Origin of the sequence: Acidaminobacter hydrogenoformans DSM 2784 (assembly GCF_900103005.1) — a bacterium.
Taxonomy (GTDB): Bacteria; Bacillota; Clostridia; order Peptostreptococcales; family Acidaminobacteraceae; genus Acidaminobacter; species Acidaminobacter hydrogenoformans.
The window spans coordinates 136,246-161,585 of record NZ_FMWL01000004.1 but is presented as its reverse complement, the minus strand read 5'-3'; the positions used below and the strand labels follow the sequence as shown (position 1 = coordinate 161,585).

The 25,340-nt window shown below is 52.1% G+C and carries 21 protein-coding genes; 4 read left to right on the top strand and 17 right to left on the bottom strand.

What is annotated here, in order from left to right; genetic code table 11:
- Positions 1-2 precede the first annotated feature (2 nt).
- Positions 3-2,519 (top strand): heavy metal translocating P-type ATPase, encoded by a 2,517-nt coding sequence (locus BLP63_RS05920; protein ID WP_092589985.1) that lies wholly within the window; start codon positions 3-5, stop codon positions 2,517-2,519.
- A 99-nt stretch (positions 2,520-2,618) separates the two neighbouring features.
- Complete coding sequence (locus tag BLP63_RS05915; RefSeq protein ID WP_092589984.1) at positions 2,619-2,819, top strand: heavy-metal-associated domain-containing protein; 201 nt, start codon at positions 2,619-2,621, stop codon at positions 2,817-2,819.
- Between the two features lie 65 nt (positions 2,820-2,884).
- Here the strand turns inward: BLP63_RS05915 and BLP63_RS05910 are convergent, their stop codons facing one another.
- From BLP63_RS05910 to BLP63_RS05840, 15 genes are all read right to left on the bottom strand, one after another.
- A complete protein-coding gene (locus BLP63_RS05910) occupies positions 2,885-3,466 on the bottom strand; it encodes a cyclase family protein (RefSeq protein WP_092589983.1) in 582 nt (193 codons plus the stop codon).
- Positions 3,467-3,472: 6 nt separating this feature from the next.
- Positions 3,473-4,114 carry a hypothetical protein gene (locus BLP63_RS05905; protein ID WP_170829323.1) on the bottom strand — a complete coding sequence of 214 codons (642 nt, stop codon included), beginning with the start codon at positions 4,112-4,114 and terminating at the stop codon, positions 3,473-3,475.
- Positions 4,115-4,117: 3 nt separating this feature from the next.
- Positions 4,118-4,642 (bottom strand): hypothetical protein, encoded by a 525-nt coding sequence (locus BLP63_RS05900; RefSeq protein ID WP_092589981.1) that lies wholly within the window; start codon positions 4,640-4,642, stop codon positions 4,118-4,120.
- A gap of 73 nt (positions 4,643-4,715) precedes the next feature.
- Positions 4,716-6,074, bottom strand: a complete 1,359-nt coding sequence (locus BLP63_RS05895) for an MATE family efflux transporter (protein WP_170829322.1) — start codon at positions 6,072-6,074, stop codon at positions 4,716-4,718.
- A gap of 396 nt (positions 6,075-6,470) precedes the next feature.
- A complete protein-coding gene (locus BLP63_RS05890; RefSeq protein WP_092589979.1) occupies positions 6,471-7,613 on the bottom strand; it encodes a CaiB/BaiF CoA transferase family protein in 1,143 nt (380 codons plus the stop codon).
- 70 nt (positions 7,614-7,683) lie between these two features.
- The gene (locus BLP63_RS05885) at positions 7,684-8,472 is read right to left on the bottom strand and encodes a cyclase family protein (protein WP_092589978.1); all 789 of its coding nucleotides are present in this window, start codon (positions 8,470-8,472) and stop codon (positions 7,684-7,686) included.
- Between the two features lie 98 nt (positions 8,473-8,570).
- The gene (locus BLP63_RS05880; RefSeq protein WP_242870813.1) at positions 8,571-9,830 is read right to left on the bottom strand and encodes a YlbE family protein; all 1,260 of its coding nucleotides are present in this window, start codon (positions 9,828-9,830) and stop codon (positions 8,571-8,573) included.
- A 21-nt stretch (positions 9,831-9,851) separates the two neighbouring features.
- Positions 9,852-10,031, bottom strand: coding sequence for a fdrA domain protein (locus BLP63_RS05875; RefSeq protein WP_092589976.1), 180 nt, complete (start codon positions 10,029-10,031; stop codon positions 9,852-9,854).
- A gap of 20 nt (positions 10,032-10,051) precedes the next feature.
- Positions 10,052-11,617, bottom strand: coding sequence for an acyl-CoA synthetase FdrA (fdrA, locus tag BLP63_RS05870; protein ID WP_092589975.1), 1,566 nt, complete (start codon positions 11,615-11,617; stop codon positions 10,052-10,054).
- A 29-nt stretch (positions 11,618-11,646) separates the two neighbouring features.
- A complete protein-coding gene (locus BLP63_RS05865) occupies positions 11,647-12,582 on the bottom strand; it encodes a DUF2877 domain-containing protein (protein WP_092589974.1) in 936 nt (311 codons plus the stop codon).
- A 134-nt stretch (positions 12,583-12,716) separates the two neighbouring features.
- Positions 12,717-14,423, bottom strand: coding sequence for a PucR family transcriptional regulator (locus BLP63_RS05860; protein ID WP_170829321.1), 1,707 nt, complete (start codon positions 14,421-14,423; stop codon positions 12,717-12,719).
- 277 nt (positions 14,424-14,700) lie between these two features.
- Complete coding sequence (locus tag BLP63_RS05855; RefSeq protein WP_092589972.1) at positions 14,701-15,948, bottom strand: uracil-xanthine permease family protein; 1,248 nt, start codon at positions 15,946-15,948, stop codon at positions 14,701-14,703.
- 259 nt (positions 15,949-16,207) lie between these two features.
- Entirely contained in the window at positions 16,208-18,526 is a 2,319-nt protein-coding gene (locus BLP63_RS05850) for a xanthine dehydrogenase family protein molybdopterin-binding subunit (RefSeq protein ID WP_092589971.1), read from the bottom strand.
- 16 nt (positions 18,527-18,542) lie between these two features.
- Positions 18,543-19,067, bottom strand: a complete 525-nt coding sequence (locus tag BLP63_RS05845) for a (2Fe-2S)-binding protein (RefSeq protein WP_207646422.1) — start codon at positions 19,065-19,067, stop codon at positions 18,543-18,545.
- Positions 19,064-19,897 carry an FAD binding domain-containing protein gene (locus tag BLP63_RS05840; RefSeq protein ID WP_170829320.1) on the bottom strand — a complete coding sequence of 278 codons (834 nt, stop codon included), beginning with the start codon at positions 19,895-19,897 and terminating at the stop codon, positions 19,064-19,066. The genes BLP63_RS05845 and BLP63_RS05840 overlap by 4 nt, the downstream gene beginning before the upstream one ends.
- 366 nt (positions 19,898-20,263) lie before the next feature.
- Here BLP63_RS05840 and BLP63_RS05835 point away from each other — a divergent pair, with 366 nt between their 5' ends.
- Positions 20,264-22,369 (top strand): vWA domain-containing protein, encoded by a 2,106-nt coding sequence (locus BLP63_RS05835; protein WP_170829319.1) that lies wholly within the window; start codon positions 20,264-20,266, stop codon positions 22,367-22,369.
- Between the two features lie 28 nt (positions 22,370-22,397).
- Entirely contained in the window at positions 22,398-23,696 is a 1,299-nt protein-coding gene (locus BLP63_RS05830; protein ID WP_092589968.1) for an AAA family ATPase, read from the top strand.
- A gap of 57 nt (positions 23,697-23,753) precedes the next feature.
- Here BLP63_RS05830 and BLP63_RS05825 read toward each other — a convergent pair whose 3' ends face one another.
- Both BLP63_RS05825 and BLP63_RS05820 read right to left on the bottom strand, forming a co-directional pair.
- On the bottom strand, positions 23,754-24,692 hold the full coding sequence (locus tag BLP63_RS05825; protein ID WP_092589967.1) for an AEC family transporter: 939 nt from the start codon (positions 24,690-24,692) through the stop codon (positions 23,754-23,756).
- 24 nt (positions 24,693-24,716) lie between these two features.
- Positions 24,717-25,340 carry an MBL fold metallo-hydrolase gene (locus BLP63_RS05820; RefSeq protein ID WP_092589966.1) on the bottom strand — a complete coding sequence of 208 codons (624 nt, stop codon included), beginning with the start codon at positions 25,338-25,340 and terminating at the stop codon, positions 24,717-24,719.

The following is a 25,340-nucleotide window of genomic DNA, read 5'->3' as shown; positions in this document are numbered from 1 at the left end:
TCATGAGCGAATCAAAACTCAACTCACAAACAACAACCCTTCAGACGAAAGCGCCCGAACCCCAAAAGTCTACCAAAGACAAGAGGCTGACTTTTGACGTGGACGGCATGACCTGTGCATCCTGCTCCGCTGCCGTAGAAAAGGCCGCAAAAAAACTGCCAGGCGTTGAAATGGCCGCCGTCAATTTGATGACCAATCAGTTGACCATCACTTACGAAGACGCGCCGCCTTCTGAAGCAGACATTATAAAGGCAATTGAGAAAGCGGGTTATGATGCCAAGCCTCACCGGGACGAAAAAGAAGTGGTCATCCCTGTAGACGGCATGACCTGCGCTTCTTGCAGCGCGGCTGTAGAGCGCACTGTGAAAAAGCTTCCCGGAGTCATGTCGGTGTCTGTAAACCTTGCCACCAATAAAGCGGCTGTCAAGTATGACGGCAATCTTCTGAGACTGAGTGAAATAAAAAAAGCCATTGAGAAAGCGGGTTATACGCCTAAGGAGATTGAGAGACAATCGGCAGAAGCACTTCTTGACGACCAGCAGCAGGCCATGAACCGGCAGTGGTGGCGTTTCAGGATCGCCATAGGCTTCGCGGCAGCGCTCTTTTATCTGGCCATGGGCCACATGCTGGGCTGGCCAATCCCCGCAGCGCTCCACCCTATGCACCAGCCCCTCAGATTCGCTCTGGTCCAGGTAGTTCTATTGATCCCAATTGTGGCCGCGGGCTACAAATTTTATACGGTGGGTTTCAGGACTTTATTCTCCGGACACCCCAACATGGACTCGCTGATCGCGGTAGGCACCACGGCAGCTATTGTTTACAGCGGCTATCACACCTGGCTGATCGCAAACGGCGACTTGTCCCATACGGATCTTTACTATGAAACCGCGGGTGTCATCATTGCCCTGATCATGCTTGGGAAGACTCTTGAGCAGCGTTCCAAAGGACGCACCTCCGAAGCTATTCAAAAGCTCATGGGCCTCCAGCCTAAGGAAGCCACTGTGCTCTTCCCGAACGGGCCAATTTCCATCCCTATTGATGAAGTTGCCGTGGGCGATCTGGTTTTAGTCAAACCAGGCGAGAAAATCCCCGTTGACGGGGTGATTGCCGATGGTGTGAGTGCCGTCGACGAATCCATGCTCACCGGTGAAAGTCTACCCGTGGAAAAGAAAGAAGGCGACCGGGTCATAGGCGCCAGCGTGAATAAAAACGGCGCCCTGAAAGTCATGACTGAACGCGTGGGTCGCGACACCACCCTGTCAAAAATTGTAGGTCTCGTTGAGCAGGCTCAAGCGACCAAGGCCCCTATCGCCAAAATGGCGGACATCATTTCCGGATATTTCGTTCCGGTGGTCATAGGTCTTTCCATTCTTGCAGGACTTCTGTGGTATATTGGCACCCGTGACGTTTCTTTCTCACTGAGAATTTTCATTTCCATCCTCGTCATTGCCTGCCCATGCGCCCTGGGTCTTGCGACACCTACAGCCATCATGGTTGGCACCGGCCGCGGCGCGGATCAGGGAATCCTGATCAAGAGCGGTGTCGCGCTTGAAACGGCCCACAAGGTCAGCGCGATCATCCTGGACAAAACGGGCACCATCACCGAAGGCCGCCCTTCTGTCACAGACCTCTATACCGTCAATGGCTGGACGACGTCAAAAATCCTGTCTTTGGCAGCCGCTGTAGAATCCATGTCAGAGCATCCCCTTGCGGAAGCCATTGTGCGAAAAGCCAAAGCGGAGGGTCTTACCTGGACTGAAGCCACAGCGTTTAAGTCCGTCACAGGAGGCGGCGTCAGCGGGCAAGCAGATGGCTACAACCTTCTGATTGGCAACCGGCGTCACCTGGAAGGCACAGTCCTTTCCGAAGACGTTTTAAAAGCGGCGGACCAATTCTCAGAGCTTGGCGCAACCCCTGTGTTCGCCGTCATAGATGACCAGGTCGCCGGGGTCATCGCCATAGCGGACCCTGTCAAGGCTACAAGCAAAGCTGCTATTGCCAAGCTTCATGACTTAGGCATCAAAGTCGCCATGTTGACCGGTGACAACGCGAAGACCGCGAAGGCTATTGCCGCCCAGGTTGGACTGGACCGGGTCATGGCAGAGGTTCTGCCGGAGGACAAGGCTGGGGAAGTCAAAAAACTCCAATCTGAAGGCCACGTCGTCGCCATGGTGGGTGACGGCATCAACGACGCCCCTGCTCTGGCCCAAGCGGATGTAGGGATCGCTATAGGCTCCGGGACGGATATCGCCATGGAATCCGCGGATATAGTCCTCATGAAAGATGACCTCCAGGATGCGGTATCAGCGATCGCCCTTTCAAAAGCCACCATTCGCAACATCAAGCAGAACCTGTTCTGGGCCTTCGCCTACAACACTGCTGGTATTCCGGTAGCTGCCGGTCTGCTCTATCTCTTTGGCGGACCTTTGCTGAACCCTATGATCGCAGCCGCAGCCATGGCCTTCAGCTCTGTTTCGGTGGTCACTAACGCCTTGCGGCTCAAAACTATAAAGCTTTAGTTGTGAACGCCCTGCCAATTGGCCCTCATCCGGGCTTCAAGCGCCTGGCTGGAGATATAGCTAAATTTAAACTATCCCACTTACAAAGGAGAATGTCTTATGAAAACACTTAAAATTGACGGTATGAGCTGCGGCCATTGTGAGCGCCGCGTCAAAAATGCCCTTGAAGAAATTGACGGCGTTCAGGTCCTCAGCGTCAGCGCGGACCAAAATATTGCGACAGTTGAGACTGATGTCGAAGACGCGGTCCTGATGGCTGCTGTCGAAGAAGCGGGCTATACGGTTACAGCGATCGAATAAGGAAATGAATATAACAAAAAAGACGGGTGGGAATATATCCCATCCGTCTTTTTAATATAAACATGTCATATCACGTCTTCCACCAAAGCCATCACCCGGCACGGCAGTCCGCTCATGCCTTCAAACTTGATGGGGAACGTGAAAATCTCAAAGCGTGCATGTTTTTGACCTTGAAGCAAAGCGCCAAGATTACATAAGTTCTCTACGACGAAAACGCCCCGGTCCGCGCAGTACTGATCCATTGGGGTGTGCTCGCTGCCTCGCCGGATGCCCGCCGCGTCTATTCCTATCATGGCGACCTTTTTTTCAATCAAGGCATCAATCAGCGAATGTTCGAGCTGTGGGTGAATGCCAAAATAAGCTTCTGAACCGTAAGCCACGTTCTCAATCCTACCGGTACGAAAGATCACAAAATCCCCTTCTTGCACCAGATTCAGCGCTTCGGCGCTGAGCGAAACCTCCTGACCTGTAAAAGCCACCTCGGTCACATCAAGCACAAGTCCGCTGCGCCTGGCGTTTTCAAGAGGAAACGTCAGGTTCATGACGTCAAAATGGGTGCCCAGATGCCCAAAAGCAGTCATTTTTTCGTTGGCCCTCGCTTTTTCGGAAAGCTCAGGCGTTACGGCTACGGTCAAATCGATCCACATCTTCCTCTACACCTCTTTTTCAGCCTCGACAACAACCTCATCCACAGACCGATCCTCAATCTGAGCTTCAGCCTCAACCTCATCCTCTGCCTCAAGCCCCTCATCAGACTTGCTGAATTTCACCCTGCCGCTGGTCGCCGCTTTAAGCTTCTTTTCAGCCTTCTTCACTTGCTCCAGCAGATTTGGGTTTGGATTCAGATTCTTGACTTCAGCAATCAATGCCTTAGCCGTTTCAAAGTCCTGCTTTTCCGCGTAAAGAACCGCTAACTGAAATTTCACAATGCTGAGGTCATCCGCATGGCGAACTTTATGGGTCAGGGAGGTTTCAAAGGATTCTATGGCTTCATCTGTCTTCCCTTCAGAGGCTTCAACATACCCCTTTGCCATGAAGTGATAGGAGCGGTAAGCCGGGCTCAGCCACTCTGGACGGATGGTTTCCTTAACATGAAACTTTGCCTTTTGAAGATTATTGTCCCGAATGGCTTTGATAGCAAGGGCTACAGAGCCCTGACGCACAATTGCGAAGCCAATAAAAAGGGCCGCCATGACAAACAGAGCCGCCAAGCCTTGATTCCCGGTAAAGTAAAAATAAACGGCAATCGCGGCATACGTTAACGTGAGTGCAAGCTTCATCAATCTTCCTGTCATTTGCTACGACCTGTCCTTTCTTTTGGCATAAGAACCCGTTGCTTTTTTGACTATTTTTTCGATATCCTTCATAGTGGCCTCATCCAGGGTTTTAACGGAGATCCCAACCCGCTTGGGCTTTTTGTCTCCTTCAACCAGGAAAGAAACGCGGTTTGTTCCAACTTTGCCTTCCATAACTTTGCTCCAAGGATAAAAGCGACCTCTGACTTTTCCAAATAAATCTTGAAAAGCGACGCCAGTGTCAGTAATCATGAGGTCGTCTGCCTGGAGATAAACCATCATGAACATGAGGGAGACCCAGAAGGAAACCTCAACGCTTCGCTGCGGCGTCATTTCAACAGGACCCAGGACAAAGGCCGCCAAACTGCCGGCGATGAAAAAGAGATAGACGGCAATGAGACCGCCCTTGTAGCGGCTTTTTAAGCGGTACCGTACTTTTCCAGTGTTTTTGTTACCCGGTTGAAGCAGCATGATGCCTAAAAAAATGGTGCCAATCAATGTTCCGACGGAATGGACAAACGTAGTCAAAGGAAAACCTCCTGAAGTAAGATTGTTGCCATGGGTTGGCCTGCGTGACCATCGGCAAAAGTTTTAGTTGTATTTACAGCTCATGAATAACGTTGTTGAGCCATTTCTGGCTCATATAGCGCCTGAAGGTCAAAAGGGTCTTCAGGACTTCTTCGAGCATAAGCAGCGCTACGGTGATAATGACGCCGGCCTGGAGCCAGACAGCACCCGCAAAGGCGAGGGGCACGCCTACAAGCCACACCGCCGCCACTTCCACGTAGAGGGCATATTTGGTGTCGCCGCCGCCCCTGAGAACGCCCACAATCATCATGAGATTGAAGGTCTTTGAGAAGGTAAAGGCCGCGTACAGGTACATCAGAGACGTGGTGGTACGGGACAGGGCCGGCTCAAGACCAAAGAGGCTGATGATGCCGCCTGCGCTGAGGGCTATAAACACCGCAATCAGCAGGGCGCCAGTCTGGGAGAGCTTCAGGAAGTGGCTCGCGTACTGCCTGGCCAGGCCTTCCTCGCCAGCGCCAATCCTGTTGCCAATCATGACCTGGCAGGCGGCGGCCATGCCCATGAAAATGACCTCATAAAAGCGAAAGAGCGAGTTGGCCACCTGATAGCTGGCAATTGCCTCCGCACCAATCCTGGCAATGGCTACATTGTAGAGGACGTTGCCAATGGCCCACAGCGTTTCATTGGCAACCACGGGCGAAGCCTTATCCAGGATCTTGATCATGTAGGCTTTGCTGAAGGAGACCAGCTCCCTGGGACGCGCAGCGAGGACGTGATCTGTCTTATAGATGATGGTCAGGATCACAATGAACTCTATAAGCCTTGCGATCAGCGTCGCTATGGCCGCACCCCGAACGCCCAGCTCCGGGAGGCCCAGCTTGCCAAAGATGAGGCCGTAATTCAGTATGGTATTAACGATCAGGGAGAACGCACTGACAATGGTTGGCATTTTGGCCTGCTCAATGCTGCGGGCGGCAACCGCAAAGCTGAAGGACACCGCTGTGAAAATGTAGCTCCAGCCCACTATGCGCAGATAATCGCTGCCAAGTCGGACAATTTCCGGATTGCCGTCACTGAGAAGGCTCATGATTTGTGTGGGTGCCAGGATGGCTGCCAGCATAAAAAGTCCGGTGATGGCGACGCCAAAGGCCAGGGCGACGCCCATGGTCCGTTTGATGTTGGCCAGGTCCCGCTTGCCCCACAGCTGTGCAATGAAGACAGACGCGCCGCTGTTGATGCCAAACACCAGCAGGATCATCACAAAAAAAACCTGGTTGGCCAGTCCTACGGCGGCAATGGCTTCCTTGCCCACTTGGCCAATCATGACCGTATCCACCATGTTGAGGGAGGTTTGGATCAAATTCTGGATCATCACCGGGATCCCTATTTTGAGCATTGTATTGATAAATTGGCGGTCACTGAACCAGCGCATGTTGTCCTCCGTCATCACGTCATCTTTCTTATTATAACCGATCCCGTCTTATTTCAGAACATTATTGGCCCAGCTATATAAATAAATTTTCATGTCACTGGCAACCTCATATTTGTGATAATTGGATGCGACTTCCTGGGACACAAACCATCGGCATCATACTTTCCAGCCTCACAAAGCCGTCCGTTACACACCACCCTCCGTTACACACCGCTATACCCCAATAATCCCTATGTCTCTCAAGTATGCCATGTTAATTCAAAAAGAAAGCGGCGAGCCATATCCCCTGCGGCCCCCCGCTTCCTTTCAATCTCTCAAACTCAATTCTATCGCTGAGCGCGCAGCTATGCCCCCCATAAGTCCACGCATTGGTTCCAAACACTTTGCTGCATTTCCCTAATCGCCCAAAAATTCCTTCAGCACTTCTTCGGTATGCTGTCCAAGCGTGGGCGCCGGTGAATGAATCTCCCCTGGCGTCGCGCTGAGCTTGATAGGAATCCCTGGCATTTTAAGCCTGCCTGCCACGGGGTGCTCGACCTCGACAATCATCTCCCTGGCCAGGACCTGCTCATTGACAATGACTTTGTCCACAGAATTTATAGGACCATTTGGCACGCCGGCGTCATCTAAAAGCCGTTGCCACTCCGCCGTGGTCCTTTTGAGAATCACTTCATCGATCAGCGGCTTTAAAGCCTTATAGTGCTCAAGCCGCTTTGGATTCGTCGCGAACCGCGGGTCCTCAGCCAGCGTTTCCAGGCCCGCCACCTGGCAGAAGAGACGCCAGAGGTTATCGTTGCCGGCGGCGATCATAATCTCCCCGTCCGCAGTCTCAAACGGCTCAAAAGGCACAATGGACGCGTGCTTGTTGCCCGCTGGCCCCGGAACCTCACCCGTCACCACATACCGGGCAATGGCATTTTCAAGTATGGCCACCTGAGAGTCCAGCATGGCGACGTCCACTTTCTGACCCACACCCGTTTTATTTCTGTGGTTCAGCGCGGCCAGAATTCCAATGGCTGTAAACATGCCCGCGTTGATATCCCCTACGGACGGTCCGACCCGCGTTGGCTTGCCGCCCTCCTGGCCAGTGATGGACATGATGCCCCCCATAGCCTGAACGACCCCGTCATAGGCCGGACGCTGGCTGTATGGCCCTGTATGGCCAAACCCGGAACTCGCCGCGTAGATGATCCCTGGATGATACGCCTTGATGTCCTCATAGCCAAAGCCCAGTTTTTCCATGGTCCCCGGCCTGAAATTTTCCACCACCACGTCCATTTTCAGCAGCAGCGCTTTCAAGGTCGCTTTGCCCTCAGGACTTTTCAGGTCCAGGACTATGCTGCGCTTGTTTCGGTTCAAGCTCATAAAATAGGCGCTCTCACCTTTCTGATAAGGCCCAAAATGCCGGGAGTCGTCTCCTTTCACTGGCATTTCAACCTTGATGACATCCGCCCCGAGATCCGCCAGGATCATGGTGCAGTACGGTCCTGCCAGAACCCGCGTCAGGTCGAGGACCTTTAAACCTTCCAGTGGACCCATGGTCATCCCTCCAGTTCATAGGGTGTTCCCGCAGTGGCGCACCTGCCGCCGCGTATGGTGTTTCCTGAAACTATTCCTTCTCGTCGTAGGCGACAATGCGGCAGATGCTGGACTCGCCGCCCACGAATCTCCACGGGTAGCAGCCTACAATCAAACGCTTGTTGAGGACTTTATCAATTTCGCCGCCCAGATTTTCCGCATGGATGATATCATCCGGGAACAGGTCAACGTGCATCAGCTGATAATCATCATCCGGGAAGAAGTCTTCGAGGCTCTTGCCGTATTTGGCCTGAAGGTAAGCATCCGCTTTCTTCGCTTCCTTAGGCTCCCAGTCGCGAATCTTCGTGTTCATAGGGTGGTCCGCAGAGCCGCAGTCCACACCAATCCACTTGATGTCCATCTCCTGGCACCACTGCGAAAACTCCTTGGTCGGTCCCGGATGGCGCAGCATATAGCGGCGCTCGTCCGCCTCAGGCTGATCCCAGGCATACTTGTGGTAGCCTGTGTTGATGATCAGGATGTCACCCTTCTTAACCTCGACGCGGTCCGTAATGTCCTTGGACGTATAAATGCCATAGTCCTCCGCAATATCCGACAAATCGACGACAACCCCTGGTCCAATAAGATCCTCCAGCGGAATGGAGGCAATATCGCGGCCGTGGGTGCAGAAGTGCAGCGAACCGTCCAGGTGCGTTCCAACGTGGTTGGAGGTCGTAATCAGCTGGCCATTGGCGCCGTTTGGCGACAGGCGTTTGAAAAACTTCACCTGAAGCGGCTCATAGGTTGGCCACGGCGGTGTCAGATGGCTGAGGCCCTGTGTCAGATCAAACATTTGTACTTTGTCCCAGAATTTTAACATGAATTTCCCTCCTGTTTTCATCTTTTTTAAGTGCTTTTAAACATAAGACTGGCCGATGGTCACAAAACCCACCACCCACCAAGGAATTACCTCTTTCCTTAAATGACGCCTCGCGCCTGGGCATCCTCCACGAACGCCTCGAGTGCATCCTCGAAGCACTTCATAGGCGGACGAACAAGTCCAGCGCCAACCTGTCCCACACCTGCGTCCTTGTGGGCGATCCCGGTGTTGATGATAGGCCGGATCTGGGTTTCAATGACCTTCATGATGTCAATGCCTGTAGGTGAGCCCCTGAAGTTCATGGTTGGCAGCTTATAGGCCGCGCTCTCACCAAAGGTGATCTCATACATGGAGGACGTAAAGTTGAAGGCATCCTGCGGCGTGCCGCCCACAAACTGGACAATGGCCGGTGCCGTTGCCATGGCGAATCCGCCAATCCCGCAGGTTTCCGTGATGACGCTGTCCCCAATGTCCGGATTGGCGTCATCCTTGGTAAACCCTGGAAAGTACAGGCCGTCTATAATCTCTGCCGGCGCGGTAAACCAGCGGTTGCCCAGGCCTGAAACCCTGATGCCAAAGTCCGTGCCGTTTCTCGCCATGGTGTATACCATGGTGGCATTCTCAATGCCTTCCAGCGGATCCAGCGCGCACTTGCAGGCCGGCATGGTCAGATTGAGGAAAAAGTGGTCGTTGGAATGCATAAATTTGAGGACGTCACGCTTATCTTCGTTGGTAAATTCCGTCATGACCAGGAATGGCGCAAGCTCCCGGATTAAAAGCGATGTGCCTGCTTTGTTTCGGTTGTGGCCTTCATCACCCATTTGAACCACTTGGGCAATCATGCTCTTGAGGTCAATGGGACCCGTAAGCTCAAGGGTCGCCTTCAGTACTGACGCCAAAACATTTTCCATCCATTTCAGACGCACAATGACTTCTTCTGAGTAAGCGCCGTAGCGGAGAACCTTGCCCAGGCCCTCGTTCAGGGTGCAGTAGGCCATATTGCCAAAAGCTTCGTTTCTCAGCTTCCACACAGGCATGCTGTAGGTCGTGACGCCAGCCATAGGGCCAACGGCACTATGGTGGTGACAAGAATCAAAAGTGATCTTTCCAGATGCCGCCAGAGCCTCCGCCTCCGCCGCGTCCTTGGCAAGGCCTTCGTAAATGAGGCCACCCATGATCGCGCCGCGCAGTGGTCCACTCATACGATCCCAAGTGATGGGCGGTCCTGCGTGAAGTACGGTCATTTTATCCATGCCCGGAATGTCTTCTCCGGCCGTTCCAATGCCTATAATGGTAGGCTGCGCTTTCTGAAGTCGATCAAAGGCCTCCTGATTGGCTTTGAGAATCCGCTCTTCCAATATTACCGCTCCCTTTCCCTTCTATTTTTTCCCCTTTAGTTTGCCAAGCAAACTCAGCATTTTTTCATTTCCGCCAGCCGTCGGACGCCAATCTACATGGACGACTTCTACCGACTGGTTTTTGAGGTCGTCATAAAAAGTCTCAAGTCCTAAATTGGCGACTTTTAATTCTTTTTCAAAAAGTCCGTTCAGCGGTTTCATCTTTTTTCGCCTCCCTTTACTTACTGCTTGTTCTGGATGGCCTTCATGATCTTGGCCGCCAACCTGACGGCCTGAGCATTGGAAGGCATGACTATGGCGCCCGCCTCCGACAAGGTTTCCCTGGAAGCCTTAAGCCCTTGGGGATCCCCCTCCGTCCCACAGACTGAGGCTATCACGGTTAAGTCGCCGCCGGCTTTCGCGGCATTGTCTCTGGCATCCTTGATCTGAGCCGCAACTTCTCCCGCGGGATCAGGATGTGAGCCATAACCCAGCACGACATCCATCAGCATCACCGCAACCTCGGCAGCCGCTTCCTCAACAATCCGCTCACTGCGCGTGGAAGGATCGATCATAGGGTGTGGTCTGCCAACAGTAAAGGCGTCGTCTCCAAAATCAATGATGGTATGCTCTGAGGAAACTTTGACGTCCTTTAGCTGATCCTCCGGCTTCAGCGGGATGTTGGACCAGATAGTACCAAGCTGCGGTCCCAGAAGCTTCATGGCTTCATCCGCCAAGGTGCCGCCGGTGAACAGACCTCTCAAGTATTTTTGGCTTGAGGTTTTTTTATTGGCTTCGTGGTCTGCCAGTGCGTCAATATCTGCCTCCGGGACATCAAATCCCGAGAAATCACCAGGGAGCTCTTCACCCCTCGATAGCGCCACGGCTTTTCTCGCGGCGTCCTCCAAACTGATGCAGGCTGCAGCGCCGGCAGCTTCTATGGCCCTGCGGTCACCGCCAATAAAATCAACGACCACAGGCTTGCCTGCCGCCTTAACCATACTGAGCACTTTCTCTGCAATCTCTGGTGCCGGTGGTTTGGAAACCAGCACTATAACTTTAGTTTCAGGGTCTTGTGTCAAAGCTTCTAACCCCTTCAGCATCATGAGTCCGCCAATTTCAGATTTCAAATCCCGTCCGCCGGTGCCAATGACCTGAGATACGCCGCCACCCAGCTGGTCGATCAAGGACATGATCTCTTGGGTTCCGGTGCCTGAAGCGCCCACAATACCAATGTTCCCCGCGCTCACAACGTTGCAGAAAGCCAGCGGAACGTGATTGATCATGGCAGTGCCACAGTCCGGTCCCATCATCAGGAGATCTTTTGACACAGCTTTTTCTTTTAAGCGTTTTTCATCTTCTATGCTGACATTGTCACTGAACAACATGACGTGAAGACCAGCATCCAAAGCCTTTTCAACCTCCTCCGCCGCGTAGCGTCCCGGCAGGGAGATCAGCGCCAGGTTAAGGTCTGGTATTGTGTTCAGCGCACTTTGAAGGGTCGCCGGTCTGTAGCTGCTTCCTCCAGAAGATTTTTTCTTGGTCAACAAATCATCCAGGGCCTCAGTCAGTTTCTCCATAGTCGTCTCTTCTGTCAATGAGGCCGTGACAAAAAAGTCGTTGGCAGATAGGGCTTCCAGTTCAGGGGTCATCAGGTTGAGGTTGTCCGCCAATTCTTTATTGAGCTCGGTTGCCATCCCCACCAGAATATCCACCACCCCTGGCAGCTTCGCCAGATCCTTGGTGATCAGCATCAGGGTGACGGAGTCGTAGTAGGCATTTTTGCGAATGGTCGTTTGGACTGCCAATTTATACACTCTCCCTTTTTAACAACGCATTATTGATCCAGTGACATAATCAGCGCGACAGCAGCCCCCGTCAGGAAATCCGTTCCTGAAGTGTCGCCATGGTCAAGGGCCTTCAAAGTTGCGGTTTCAAGATTGCCCTGAAAACCATAACATAACAGTTCAAGCAAGCTTCTGTATTTCTGGGCGATCCGGCCATGGGCGGCATGAGCCAGCATGCTTTCACTGACAAAGGTCGTCTTGTCCCTGGCCAGAACGGCCAATTTTTGATTGCGCTGTACCAATAACCGGCGCTCCATGAACTTTCCATAAGGGGCCCATAAGCTCGCCGCCATAAAGCCTGCTACAAAGTCATCTGTGGCAGGTGTCAGTCCCGGACCAAAACCGACAATCCTGGAAAATGCAGTCATGACTTTGGCATCCCCGCTCTCAGAACCGTCCCGGTATGCCAAAACAAACTGATCCAGACGGCCTTGAATAAAAGTCACATAAGGATTGGCAGCGCCATCTCTCATGCAGTTTTTGGGGTGAGGCACACAGGAAGTCCGGCACAGATATGGCAGGAGGCCTTCAGGTTTGCCCTTGTCCAGCAGCACCGTGATAAACTGCTCCAGCCTCTGATGCATGAGGGAACGCGGCAGAATCTCAGGCAAATCTGCAGATTTTAATTCTGCGGCCCATATCAACGCTTTCTTGAAATCGAGGCAGTCACTGCCTATGCTGAGCCGCTCGGCTTCCACGACCACAGAGGTTCCCTGGGTCCAGCCAGATTGCTTGAACGAGGCCATAGAAACTTGGCAAGTCATAGGCGCAAGGTCCAGCGCGCTGGAAACAAGGGTCATGAGCGTCCCATCTTGAAAACGCACATTGATCGCCCGGTCGAACACAGCATGGATCTCTCCGTGTTTTTCACCTGAACCATCGGCAAAAAAGCTCAGACAATCCTCTGACACACGAAGGACTTTCATATTAACCACCACGCAGACATTTTGAATTTCGTGGCAGGTCAACAAAAGCAGAAACCCGCCATTCAACTATAGAATACCAGAGTTGACCGACGGGTTCATTGTGCCCAGCTTCCAAAATAACGGAATTGTATTTGTCACTCAGACCTAAGGTCTGTGGGAATCAGATCCATGATTTTCAGCGCGATCTGAACATTGAGACGCGTTGATGGATCTTCAAGGTCGAGGCCTGAGATCTCCCGGATGCGCTGCATCCGGTAAATGATTGTATTGTAGTGGGTATACATTTCCTCAGAAACCCGTTTGAGGTTGCTGCCGCACTCAAAATAAAGCCTCAAGGTTTCAATCAGGTTGGTATCCTTCTCGCGGTCATAGAGGGCCAGCGGGGCCAACATTTCTCCAAAGAAAGACTTAAGCTCCGGCTCGAGGGCCTCAAAGGACAGAAGCTTATAGATCCCCAATGCGTCATAATGAACGGGTTTACCCTTCTCGCCGCACAAGTGATGGTTCGCCAGTGCGCGCTTAGCTTCACTTTTGGATTTTGACAGATGCTCAAGCTGCCGGTACTGGCGGCCAATGCCAACATCAACCACGTCTCTTAAGCCTTCAAGCTCAGTGTTGTGAAGAATTTCACTGGCGAAGTTCATGACGGCTTCTTTCGCTTTAGCTTCAGGGATTTCTTTAGGCTGACCGAAAAGAATGATCAGCCGGTCACTCTTTTGGGCAAAGTGAACTCTTCCCTTATTGGCTCTGGAAATGCGTTCGAGAATGCTGACCATTTTGGTGGCAATAGTCTGCATATAGCCGGCATTGTTGGGTGTCAGCTTCAGCAGTTCAGTGGAAGCGTCAAAATCAGCTATGACCACCGTATAGGCAAGGTTCGGATTAAACTCCATATAAACCGCGTGTTCCAGGGCCTTTTGCTGTCTGTAGGTTTCTGTGGAAAGCAAATCATCGAAAAATTCAACCTTGTGTCGGTTTGCACTCTCATAAATGGACATTTTTTTGAGAAGGTCCAGGGCGATCAACGAAGTGGACGCCTCTATGACAGAAAGCTCCATGGCATTCACGGTCTTATTTGTTTCCCACAGAATAACCCAGCCATAGTGACGGTCATCTGAACAGATCGGTATAGCGACCCTCCCAACAGGAGCCCCTGGCTGAAAGTCTCCTCTCAAGGCTGCACCTGATGCCTCAGTCTCCCTGACAGGCCCATCCTGACTTTTGTTCAATTCAAGAAAGCGTGCTGCGCTCTCCATTAAAATGGACTTTTGTGCTTCAGGCGCTGATACCACAATAGTTTTAAAAAGTGGTTCAACAATGGCGACAGGTACTCCGACGCTTTTATTAATGGCTCTGGCAATCTCCTGCAGACTGCCGCCCCTGAGCATGACCCGGGTCAACCGGCGATTAAAGTCATTCACCTGGCTGATAACGGCACTTTGACGGCTTAGCAGTTCGCTCATCACCGGCATCATGATGTCAGAATAAGAGACATCAAAAGGGATCTCGATCAAGGGGAAGTTATGGGCATTCGCTGTTTCCAGCACGGAGTCCGGCAAGGTGTTGACAAACCGCTTTGTTTTGATCCCCATACCCGCGAGCCCCAGCTTGTTGAAAGCAGGAATCATAGTGTTGAGACGTTCTATGTCATCTTTGATGGAAAAAGCCGTCGTAAGCAGAAACTCACCCGTCCTGACCCAGTCGACAATATCAGGGACCTCCATAACGTTGACCTTGGTCACGAGCCTGTCCAGCCCCTCAAACCCAGCCAGAACATGGGCTTCCTTCAACACGGTCATTTCAATCAAGTCCCTGACCTTTATGCCGATCACCTTGTCCATTTCACAGCCCTCCATATGTCATCCAGTAACAATACGTCTTTATTATAACAAATTCAGGACACTCGTAAAGGCCTTGATTTAAGAGGTTTGGTATAATAACCTCCCAAAGTCAAGAAATGAGCATTGTTGACATAAACCAAACACTGGCCTTTAGAGCGGCTTTTTCCAGAACTGAATCTCAAAGAACGGCTTGAACCTCCCGCAAGCCCTGTAGCTTCAAAAAGAAAAGCCCCTGGATGACCAAGGGCTATGATACGGGAAAAACGATATTTTTTTATTAAGCCGCTTCTTTTTCTGGCTCAGGCAGCACCACATTGAGTACGATTCCGACGATTGCCGCCAGTGCCATACCCTCAAGGCTCAGTTTGAAAAGGCCAAAATTGAGAGGTACAACTGCGCCGCCAAGGCCTAAGACCAATATGACAGCGGCAATAATCAGATTGCGTGACGCAGTAAAATCAACCTTATTCTCGACCAGTGTTCTGGCGCCAATGGAGGCGATCATTCCAAACAAAATAATGGAGATGCCGCCAATAACCGCTGTAGGAATTGTAGAAATAACTGCGCTGAGCTTAGGCACCAGACCGAGAAGGATCGCGAAAACAGCTGCGATCTGCATGATCTTTGGATCCCAGGCTTTTGTCAGTGCCAGGACACCCGTATTCTCAGAATAGGTCGTATTGGCAGGGCCGCCAAACATTGCGGAAACCGCTGTGGCAATACCATCCCCCATTAAAGTTCTGACAAAGCCAGGGTCTTTGGTGAAGTCTTTTTTGACCGTTGAGCTGATAGCGAGGACGTCGCCAATATGCTCGATCATAGTCGCAAGGGCAATTGGCGCGACCGTGAGAACTGCTTCTGCATTAAATTTGGCAACCTGGAAAGCTGGCACGCCGAATATGGCCGCTTCTTGAATTGGCGTAAAATCCACTCTGCCAAGTATGACTGCAAAGACATAGCCGCCTATCAAACCAATGATGACCGGGATGACTCTGAGGAAGCCCTTGGCAAAAACGCTGACCCCGGTGACAATGACAAACGCCACAATGGCGAGCAGCCAGTCTCCGGAAGCCATTGAGATTGCCGTTGGTGCCAGTTTGAGACCTATGACAATGATGATTGGACCGGTGACGACAGGCGGGAAGAATTTCAAAACCCGCTCCACGCCAAAGATCGCGATCAAGCCCGCAAGCAGCAGATAAATCAAACCCGCGACGACAATGCCGCCCTGGGCGTATTCCATCCCATGGACCTGAGCGACAGCAAGAATAGGTGCAATAAAGGCAAAGGATGACCCGAGAAAAGCAGGCACCTTGCCCTGGGTGATGAAATGGAACAGCAGTGTGCCAATCCCTGCCATGAAGAGCGCAACAGAGATGTTCATGCCCGTGATGATTGGGACAAGAACAGTCGCGCCAAACATAGTGAAGGTATGCTGTACTCCCAGGGTGATCATTTTAGGTACGCCGAGCTGGGTGACGTCACGTATGCCGTCGTGGTTGATATTTAGTTCTTCTTTACTCATGGGCAGCTCCTTTCATCCTCTAAGTATTTTCTCCCGTATCAATGAGAAAAAATAAGTTCACCAACATTATAACAGAGGCAGCGCCTTTGTCAGTCTGAAAATAGTAAATTGAGGCGAAAAATTTATTCACAAAAATTGAGCTCGAAGACTTGAAAATACAAGGGATTCCGGCCTGTGAAACATCTGTTTACATAACCCTTGACCAATTGATCCGGAACCCCATTTTACCCACTCCATTTCAAAGCTTAGTAAAATAGTGCTATTTTGATTGCCGTTCTTTTTCCTTAATGGCTGTCAGCACCCGCTCCGGCGTCATAGGCATTGTAGAAAGCCGAATCCCCACGGCGTTGTAGACCGCGTTGGCTATGGCTGGCGCTGTTGGCACCATGGCTGGCTCTGCGACACCCCGGGCCCCAAAAGGCCCTGTCTCCTCAGGATTCTCCACAAAAGACACCACAAGCTCCGGCATGTCGTCTGAAGTCGGGATTTTATAGTCCACAAAGGACTTGTTCAGGATCTTGCCATCCTTCAGTATCAGCTCCTCAAAGAGTGCCGTACCCATGCCTTGCAGGATTGCCCCTTCAAGCTGGCCTTCCAGCATCTGCGGATTCACCACCTGACCCACATCAAAAGACGACGCCACTTTCAGCACTTTGATGTGCCCAGTCTCCACGTCCACCTCCAGGTCAACACCCTGGGCACCATAGGTCCAAAATACCACAGGATGATCCCCAAGGCCCGTCTTCTTGTCTGCGTTTCGAATATTAGGCGGAATAAAGGCACCTCTGCCAATGATTGGTCCATGCACCCCGCTTCCGTCCTCAAAAGTAAGCCCAAGGGCCAGCTCGCTGATGGCGACCTTCCGGTCAGGGTAGATCTTGGAAACTATAAACCCATCCCGCATTTCAAGATCCCGTTTGTAAACCCCGAGCTTGATCTGGGCCAACTCGAAGAGCTGGGCCTTTGCGTCCTGGGCTGCTTCAAAAACTGCACGACCAGCAGAATACGTAATCCGGCTCGCCACCGTCTGCCACTCATAAGGTGTATGATCAGTATCTCCGGTCCTGACGGTAATCTTCTCTGGCGAAATGGAAAGTACTTCTGCTGCAATCTGTGTCATAACGGTGTCAGACCCCTGGCCAATATCCTGGGCACTGACCAGAAGATGGGCTGTGCCATCTTCATTCAGCTTGATGATTGCCGAAGATGCCGCGTTGTTAGGCATGGACGGCGCTTTCCAGCCGCAGGCAATGGCTTTGCCCCGTCGTTTGTTTGGGCCAGAGGCTGGTTCAACTTTATCCAGCTCAATGTCCCGAATCACGTTGTCGAGACATTCTATAAGACCGCTGACCTCGACAATTTCACCCGTTCCGGTACGTCCTCCGGATTTAAGGCCATTGATTTTACGGATTTCAACTGGGGTAATGCCAATCTGCTCTGCGACAATATCCAGGTTTTGCTCAATGCCAAAATGGATTTCGCTCATGCCAAAGCCCCTGTATGGGCCACCCACCGGGTGATTGGTGTAGACGCAGTAGGAATCCGTAAAAACATTGTCTATGTCATATGGCCCTGCGGAAGCATAACCAGCTGCTTTGACAATGTTCACGCCATATTCCGTATAGGCACCGCCATCCCAGATGAATTCATTCTGGACCGCCAGAATTTTACCATCCTTGCGGACACCCGTTTTTATGGTGGCGTGGAGTCCCTGGCGCACATAGGCGTTCTCAAATTCATCCTCCCGGGAGTAGGTCAGCTTCACCGGCCTGCCATTGGACCGCATGGCCAGCGGAATAATGATCCCCTCCAGGGTCGTGCCCGCTTTGGAACCAAAGCCGCCGCCCACTGCCGGCGAGATCACCCGCAGCTTGTTCAGCGGAACATCAAATGCCGCTGATAATGCCTGCCGCACCGCATAAGGGGACTGGCAGGACGCCCAGACCGTGAGGTAGCCATCCGCGTCCATCTGCGCTATGGCGGTATGTGTTTCTATAGGCACGTGCTGAACATGGGGCACATAAAACTTGTTTTCAAAGACGTAGTCAGATTCGGAAAACCCCTTCTCCGCGTCCCCTTTCCGCAGCTTATAGTGGTTAGATATATTGGTGCCTGGCTCTGGGAAGAACACCGGCGCCACTTTATAATCCCCAAGGTCCGGATGAACCAGAGGCGCGTTTGGTGCCATGGCTTCAATGGCGTTCGTCACCGCCGGCAGGACTTCGTAGTCCACTTCAATCAGCTCTGCCGCCGCCTTTGCGATGTCTTCCGACTCCGCAGCAACAGCCGCAACGGCCTCACCTCTGTACCGGGCTTTGCCAACCGCCAGAAAATTCTTATCCTCGAGGTAAAGGCCACCCCGTTTGGTATAATACTCGCCAGTGATGACGTCTTTGACGCCTTTAAGGCTGATGGCCTTCGACGTATCAATAGAGACTATCCTCGCGTGGGGATGAGGGCTCCGCTTGACCGCAACATACAGCATTCTTGGCATCTTCATGTCGTCTACATATTTCAGGGATCCGGTGACCTTCTTGACACCGTCTACCCGCTTTATGCTCTTCCCTACGAATTTCAAAGCGACTCCCCCTTTCTCAGTCTCTGCCTGAGCCTGCTCGGTTCCCTGAACCCGCTCGATTCCCTGAATCCAGTCCGTTCTGATCCGCGACGCTCTGAATGGCCTGGACAATCTTTTTATATCCGGTGCAGCGGCACAAATTCCCGCTGATGCCTTCCTTAATCTCTTTATAAGACGGGGTTGGGTTCTCCTCCAGCAGCGCCTTCGCCGTCATGATCATGCCAGGCGTGCAGTAGCCGCACTGCAGCGCCGCGTTATCTATAAACGCCTGCTGGAGCGGATCCAAATGCGTTCCGTCTGACAAGCCTTCAATGGTCTCCACAATGCTGCCCTCAACCTCTGGCGCCAGCACCAGACACGCGTTCACTGCCTGGCCGTCCATAATGACCGTACAGGCGCCGCACTCTCCGGCACCGCAGCCCTCTTTGGCACCCGTGAGATCGAAGTCCTCTCTGAGCATTTTCAGCAACGTTCTGTTTGGGAGCGTCTCGTGCTCAATTTCCTCGCCATTGAGAATAAAATTAACCGTCAGCTTTTTCACGATGCCGCGCCTCCTTTTTCAATCTGCTCAAGGCCACGCTTCAGCATAACCTTGACCATGTCCCGCCTGTAAGCCGCTGAGGCCCGCACGTCATCAATAGGCTTAACTTCCCATGCAGCTTGTTCAAGGATCGCATCAAGCGCCGCCCCTTGATTCAGCAGCGCCTCGGTTTCAGGCAGCCGCACAGGCGTTGGCGCTACAGCCCCATAAGACAGCCGCCAGCCGTCCTCTGCCTTCAGCAGCGTCATGCAAACCGTGGAGAGATCGACCTCCTTGCGTCTGGCCAGTTTCGAAAAAACGCCCATCCCCGCGGTTTTAGGAATCCGGACCCCTTTAACAATTTCTCCAGGCTTTAGGGAGGTCTTACGCACGAAAACGAAAAACTCGCGAATGGGAATCTCACGCTCCCCTTCAGGGCCAAAAACCTCCAGGACCGCGTCCAGCACCATAAGCGGCGTCGCTGTATCTGCCAGGGGCGAGGCGTTGCAGAGATTGCCTATACATGTCGCCCGGTTCCGAACCTGCTTTGAGCCCACCGAACACGCCGCCGCCGCCAAATAAGGAAAGTGATGGCCTATAGTTTCGTCCCCACCTACGCGATTCAAAGTCACCGCGGCGCCAATGGTCACTGTATCCTGATCCTCACGAATCCGAAAGAGCGACTCAATACCCTTTAAATCAATAACCGCTTCAGGCAGCGTCAAACCATCCCGCATTCTGATGATCAGATCCGTCCCGCCATTCAGAATATGCGCATTTTCACCATGGCGAACCAGCAGTTCAGAGGCTTCCTTCAAAGTCGTTGGTCTGAAATACTCAAATGGTCTCATTATCAATTCCCTCCCGGTATGGACGCGTAGCTGGATCTTGGCTCCAGCAGCCAATAAAATGAACGACAGTGGCAGAAAGCTTAAGCATCCCACTCGTCCATTGACGCATTTCCCCCACATTATCTTGTTACCTCTATTATAGGTTACTTTTATTATCATTATACTCTAAATTTTCTGTCATTTGTTCGGATTCCTTAGTGTACAAACCACAAGGACGCTGTCAACCTGTTGAAAACAGCTTATGATACGCATTCATAACCCTTTAGCTTGACACAAGCCTGCATTGTAATAAAGACAAACGAGTTATATAATTGGGTATAGATCTAAGGCAGCGTTTTCCAATTCTGAATAAGGCAGGTGATGAACGTGTCCGGGCTGACTCAGTTTCCAAGTATTCCAAAAGCCATTTCAAGCAATCTTCTGGACCAATACTATTTTGATACTCTGCGGGAACATTCAAAGCTGTTGACACGTTATCAAACCCTGCTGACCGCGCTGACGCCAGGCTTTTCAAATCTGCTGGAGGATTTGTTTTATCTTCTCTACAAAATCGAGCCTGTCCTTTTACCAGTGCCTACTTCCGGCCATGCGGTCATCTCAGCTTTGCAAGGCTCCTACACCCTTGATAAGCTCAGGGGGCGGACCGCGGGCAGCACGACAGAAAGCTATCTGGCCTTAAAACTGATGGTGGACGAGCTCCTGCTGCGGCTTAGGGGCACTGAGATCCCGGCGCATCTCGAGTCGCTTAGCAGCGCCCTGGACGCGCTTAAGGAAACTGAAATGGCCCTGAAGGAAAGCCTTGAAGATCAAAAAATCCGTCAAAGAATTCAGTCACAAGAAGACATAATTAATCCAGAAGACGCCCGGCACTTAAGCCAGCTTAAAAAGCCCCTGGGACTTCCACAAGACGCCGGGCTCAGCGATATTGCACGCGCACTGGCAAAAGCTTTAAAATCGCTGGCCGCATCCAAAGAACAGGATACTGTGATAAAAGAAGATGGCGCTTCCCTGTCAAAAACGGTCAAGCCTAAGGTTTCAGACACAAAAAAGGAAAATCTGGAAGCCAAGCTCAGAGCTTCATTGGCACCGGATCTCTCGGCATTTCTTGAAAAGCTGGATCAGGCTTTCAACAGCGAGCACCAGGTTGAATCCGAGGCACCCGGTGATCGAAATCAGCCATCTGATCGCAACGGCGCGCCTATGACACAAGAGGAACTGGCCGAAGACTTGTCTGGTCGGGCCCAGTCCCTCGCCGAAAAACTGGACGCTTCAGGCGCGCCCGCGCCGCCGGAGGCCTTGATGCCGGCCGGCTTCACTGCCCAGGAGATGACTCATGGGGAGGTGGATCAAAGGCGTCTGATAGAGGGTGGCGGCATGGGGGATCCCCTCTCTTCCGCGAACCTTGGTTATGCTGGAGATCCTGGCGCTGATGCCAGGCAGCGGGGTCAGACCCCAAAGAGAGATCCCCGGAGTCTCGAGCAGGCCCTGAAACAGTTGGGTGAACGGGTTCAAAGACTGGAAGGTCAGCTGGCTGAGGTCCTCAGGCCACTGGATGTTCAGCTGGCTGTGAATAAGACTATTGAGAGTATTGACAGGTTTACTGAGAATGTCAAGTCGCTGGGCGTCAATGCGGAGCTCGAGGTGACGGATGATTTTGATCATGTGCTGGAGCTGTATAGGGCGCTTGGGGAACCATCGGCTATACGCTTTTTGAATAAAGTGGGAAAAAAGCGGGAGATCGCCCGCAGGGCTCAGTTCCACAAAAAGAGAAAAATGCAGTACCTCAACGACAAAGTCGCCGTGGGAGACCGGTTCGACGCCCTGATCGACGAGGAAATCATGGCCCTTTCCATTGAGGAATTCAATGACGACTTCTATGACCGCTTCCTGAACCGCAGCCTGCTGGTTTACGAAATGGAAGGGCGGGTGGCCAGGGACAGAGGGCCTATCATTCTCTGCTACGACGGCTCGGGGTCCATGGAGGGGGTCAAGATCGAGGAGACAAAAGCGCTCCTGGTGGCCTTCATTGAAGTGGCCAGAATCCAGAAACGGCGGCTCATCACCCTTCAGTTCGCCTCGAAGACAGAGCCCCTGTACATCCAGGAATTCAACCCGAACCACGTGACTATTGATGAGATCATGACACTCCTTGGGCAATTCATTCGCGGGGGCACGGATTTTGAAACACCGCTGAAAACTGCGGTGGGACTTTTGAAAGAAGACCACTACCGCCGGGCAGACATCCTGATGATTACCGACGGGTTCAGCGACATCCGGGAAGGCTTCAAGCGGGAATTCATTCAGTGGAAAAAAGAAATGACTTTTAAGCTCTACGCCATTATCATTCACGGCGAAACCTATGGGGACTACGGAGACCTGGGCGAGATTTCTGATGAAATCCTCGAAATCCGGGACAGGGACTTGTCCAACTGGAACGAGAAAATAAGCGCGCAGCTTTTTGAAAGAATATAGATCACCGCTTAGACTGGGAGGGCATGCCATGACTACTGAGAATAGAGTTGAAACCGACTATGATAAAAATGCAAAGCCTGATGGGAGCGCAAGAGCTGAGGCCCTTGAGCGCAGAGCCGGACTGGACGCGGGGCTGTCCATGGATCTGAACGAGCTCAGCACCAAGCTCAGAGGTATTCAAGACTTTCTCAACCGCAAATACTACGAAGTGGACACCTTTGTAGAATGCATTTTGCTGTCCATGATCTCCAGGACCAACATGATTGCCCTGGGGCCTCCGGGGATCGCGAAGTCCGCGATTTTGAGGGAGATTGTCAACGTCATAGACTTTGACGTCTTTAACGGCACCCCCTACTTCCACATTCAGATGGGGACAGATATCAGCCCCAACAACGTGCTTGGTGCCCCGGACATTGAGTACTACAAGCGCCACGGTATTGTAAAGCGGGCGTATCAAGGTTTCCTGCCGGACGCTGCCATAGCCTTCTGCTCGGAATTTTACAGGATCAGCGATCAGGTTGCCAACTCCGGCATTCTGACCATCCTGAATGAAGGGGAATTCAAGAATGGCACAGAAACCGTCAAAACGAACCTCAGATTTTTTATGGCTGACACGAACTTCTTTCCCAAACAGTCGGATGACCTGGACGCAGACGAGACGGACTTCCGCCTGCAGGCTCTCCACGACCGCTTTCTGTCCAGGGTGCTGGTCTCTCCCCTCAAGGATGACGACAACAAAGTCCGCATGATCCTCATGGATGACCACACAGCCACGGACATCAAGCTGAGCCTCAAAGACCTGATGTGGCTGCAGGACCATCTGGAGCTGGTGGCCCTGCCGGAGAACATAGCCAGGGCCATGGTGGAGATTTCAAATATCCTGACCAAGAAGAACAAGATTTTTATTTCCCCAAGGCGTCTGAAACTTTCCAGAAATCTGATCCGTGCCAGTGCCCTGCTCAGTGGACGCGTCACCTGCAAAATGGAGGATCTGATGGCGCTGCAGTTCACCTTCTGGCAGAAGGAAGAAGATATTCAGAGGGTTCGGGATGTGATCCTGGATACTATAGGGATTCCGGAGTCCGATGGTCGCAAGTACGACAAAATGGCCCTGAGCATCATGCAGGAGCTCCAGTCCAACCTCGACAACACGCACAGTCTGCCAACCTTCAATCCGGAAAAGCTCTACCGCCAGGCGGTCAGCGACCTGACCAAGCTGCTGGAAATGATTCTGAAGAAGTATCCGGTACCAGAGGAGCACCCTGCCGTGGAAAAAGCATTTCGTCAGGTTGAGGCAGAAATCCGGAAGCTGCAGCTTGAGGTTTAAAATTTTAAAAGGAGTTTGGTTGGGGACAGTCCCCAACCAAACTCCTTTTAGTTTATGCTAAATTAAACCAAGACTTCTCAGCCCAAAGAGCCAAAAGAAAATGGTCACGACGGACAGCGCTGAGCCAAAGACTACCAGTTGCCCGGCCAGAACGTCGTCCGCGTCCATCTGTTGAGCCATGGTATAGGTCGACACCGCTGCTGGTGCAGCGTACATGATCACAAGTGTCACGAGCTCCGGCCCTGTGAACCCCAGCTTGACGCAAAGGGGCACAAGGATCCCCGGGATCACCACAAGCTTGGAAAACACACCATAGGCAATATATTTGGTGTTGTCTTTGACGGCACTGAAATTAAAAGAGCCTCCCAAGGCCAGAATGGCCAGCGGTGTCGCAGCTTTCGCCAAATCCCCCACGGTTTTTTCAACAGGGACCGGCAGGGTCAGACCTGCGTTCATGGCCAGGATGCCGGCCAAAGACCCCAGGATCAATGGGTTTTTTAATACGTTGAGCACCAAGCCCCAGGGACTGACTTTTCGTTTGCCAAACACCGACAGGACAATGACGCTGAGGGCATTGAAGATAGGCACCACTGTCCCCACCACTATAGCGGTGATGCCCGCCCGCTCCGGTCCGTAGATGGACGCGACAATGGGCAGGCTGAAAATGATGGAGTTGCTGCGGCCAATGCCCTGAATCAGCGTGGCCCGCCTGCGGTTGTCCTTTTCCAGCATAACGGTAACAACTGTGAAAACCCCAAAGATCGCAAAGGCCGAAACAGCGGCGAACAGGATGACCCGGGCATCAAAATGGCCATTTTTATCCGTGAGATAAATGTTGTTGAACACCAGTGCAGGGAGCAGCGCCTTAAAAGCTAAGCTGTTCAATACTTTCAAGGATTTAGGGTCAAACATGCCCAGATGCTTCAGACCATAACCAAGAGACATCAGCAGAAAAAGAGGCAGGATGATGTTTAATGAAAAAATAAAATTCTGCATATGACTGACTCCTCTTAAACTGAATTATACATAGCGCTTTAATATGGGTCTGACGTCTGCCATTACCGCAGCGGCATCATGGCCGGGATAGAGGGTCCACTCGTCTTTCCACTCGTTAAGTGCCCGCTTGATAGTGTTTTTAAGCTGGGCATCGCTGCCGCTGTAGAGGTCTGTCCGGCCCACGTCGTCACCAAAAATTGTGTCCCCCGTAAAGATCACCGGGGCGTTCTCCAGCTTCAGACTGATGCTGCCAGCAGTATGCCCTGGCGTATGGATCACCAATAATCCATGATTCCCAAAGGCTATCCTCTGACCTTCTGAAAGGGGGATATCCGCTTTGATGCGAATATCCCGCTCATTGGAATGATTGTAGTAGGGCGTCGCGAGGAGCATCTCCTCTGCCTTGTGGGCCATCAGCGGACAGTCGTATTGCTTCCTCAGCGCCGCCGCGGCGCCAATATGGTCCACGTGGCCATGGGTAAGGAGAATGCCCATGATCTTCAGGCCCTTTTCCTGTACCACTTTTATGATTTTTTTCTTCTCGTCCCCCGGGTCCAGGATCAACGCTTCTTTTGTCTGCTCATCATAGACAATATAGACGTTGGTCCGGTGGGATCCCAGGGCGCGCTGCCAAATACCGTAGCTCAT

Excerpts from the sequence above, each read along its gene's own strand:
- BLP63_RS05920 (WP_092589985.1), top strand. The coding sequence starts at position 3 with ATGAGCGAATCAAAACTCAACTCACAAACAACAACCCTTCAGACGAAA.
- BLP63_RS05915 (WP_092589984.1), top strand. The coding sequence starts at position 2,619 with ATGAAAACACTTAAAATTGACGGTATGAGCTGCGGCCATTGTGAGCGC.
- BLP63_RS05910 (WP_092589983.1), bottom strand. The coding sequence starts at position 3,466 with ATGTGGATCGATTTGACCGTAGCCGTAACGCCTGAGCTTTCCGAAAAA.
- BLP63_RS05905 (WP_170829323.1), bottom strand. The coding sequence starts at position 4,114 with ATGACAGGAAGATTGATGAAGCTTGCACTCACGTTAACGTATGCCGCG.
- BLP63_RS05895 (WP_170829322.1), bottom strand. The coding sequence starts at position 6,074 with ATGCGCTGGTTCAGTGACCGCCAATTTATCAATACAATGCTCAAAATA.
- BLP63_RS05890 (WP_092589979.1), bottom strand. The coding sequence starts at position 7,613 with ATGGGTCCACTGGAAGGTTTAAAGGTCCTCGACCTGACGCGGGTTCTG.
- BLP63_RS05885 (WP_092589978.1), bottom strand. The coding sequence starts at position 8,472 with ATGTTAAAATTCTGGGACAAAGTACAAATGTTTGATCTGACACAGGGC.
- BLP63_RS05875 (WP_092589976.1), bottom strand. The coding sequence starts at position 10,031 with ATGAAACCGCTGAACGGACTTTTTGAAAAAGAATTAAAAGTCGCCAAT.
- BLP63_RS05865 (WP_092589974.1), bottom strand. The coding sequence starts at position 12,582 with ATGAAAGTCCTTCGTGTGTCAGAGGATTGTCTGAGCTTTTTTGCCGAT.
- BLP63_RS05860 (WP_170829321.1), bottom strand. The coding sequence starts at position 14,423 with ATGGACAAGGTGATCGGCATAAAGGTCAGGGACTTGATTGAAATGACC.
- BLP63_RS05855 (WP_092589972.1), bottom strand. The coding sequence starts at position 15,948 with ATGAGTAAAGAAGAACTAAATATCAACCACGACGGCATACGTGACGTC.
- BLP63_RS05840 (WP_170829320.1), bottom strand. The coding sequence starts at position 19,897 with ATGAGACCATTTGAGTATTTCAGACCAACGACTTTGAAGGAAGCCTCT.
- BLP63_RS05830 (WP_092589968.1), top strand. The coding sequence starts at position 22,398 with ATGACTACTGAGAATAGAGTTGAAACCGACTATGATAAAAATGCAAAG.
- BLP63_RS05825 (WP_092589967.1), bottom strand. The coding sequence starts at position 24,692 with ATGCAGAATTTTATTTTTTCATTAAACATCATCCTGCCTCTTTTTCTG.
- BLP63_RS05820 (WP_092589966.1), bottom strand. The coding sequence starts at position 25,340 with ATGAGCTACGGTATTTGGCAGCGCGCCCTGGGATCCCACCGGACCAAC.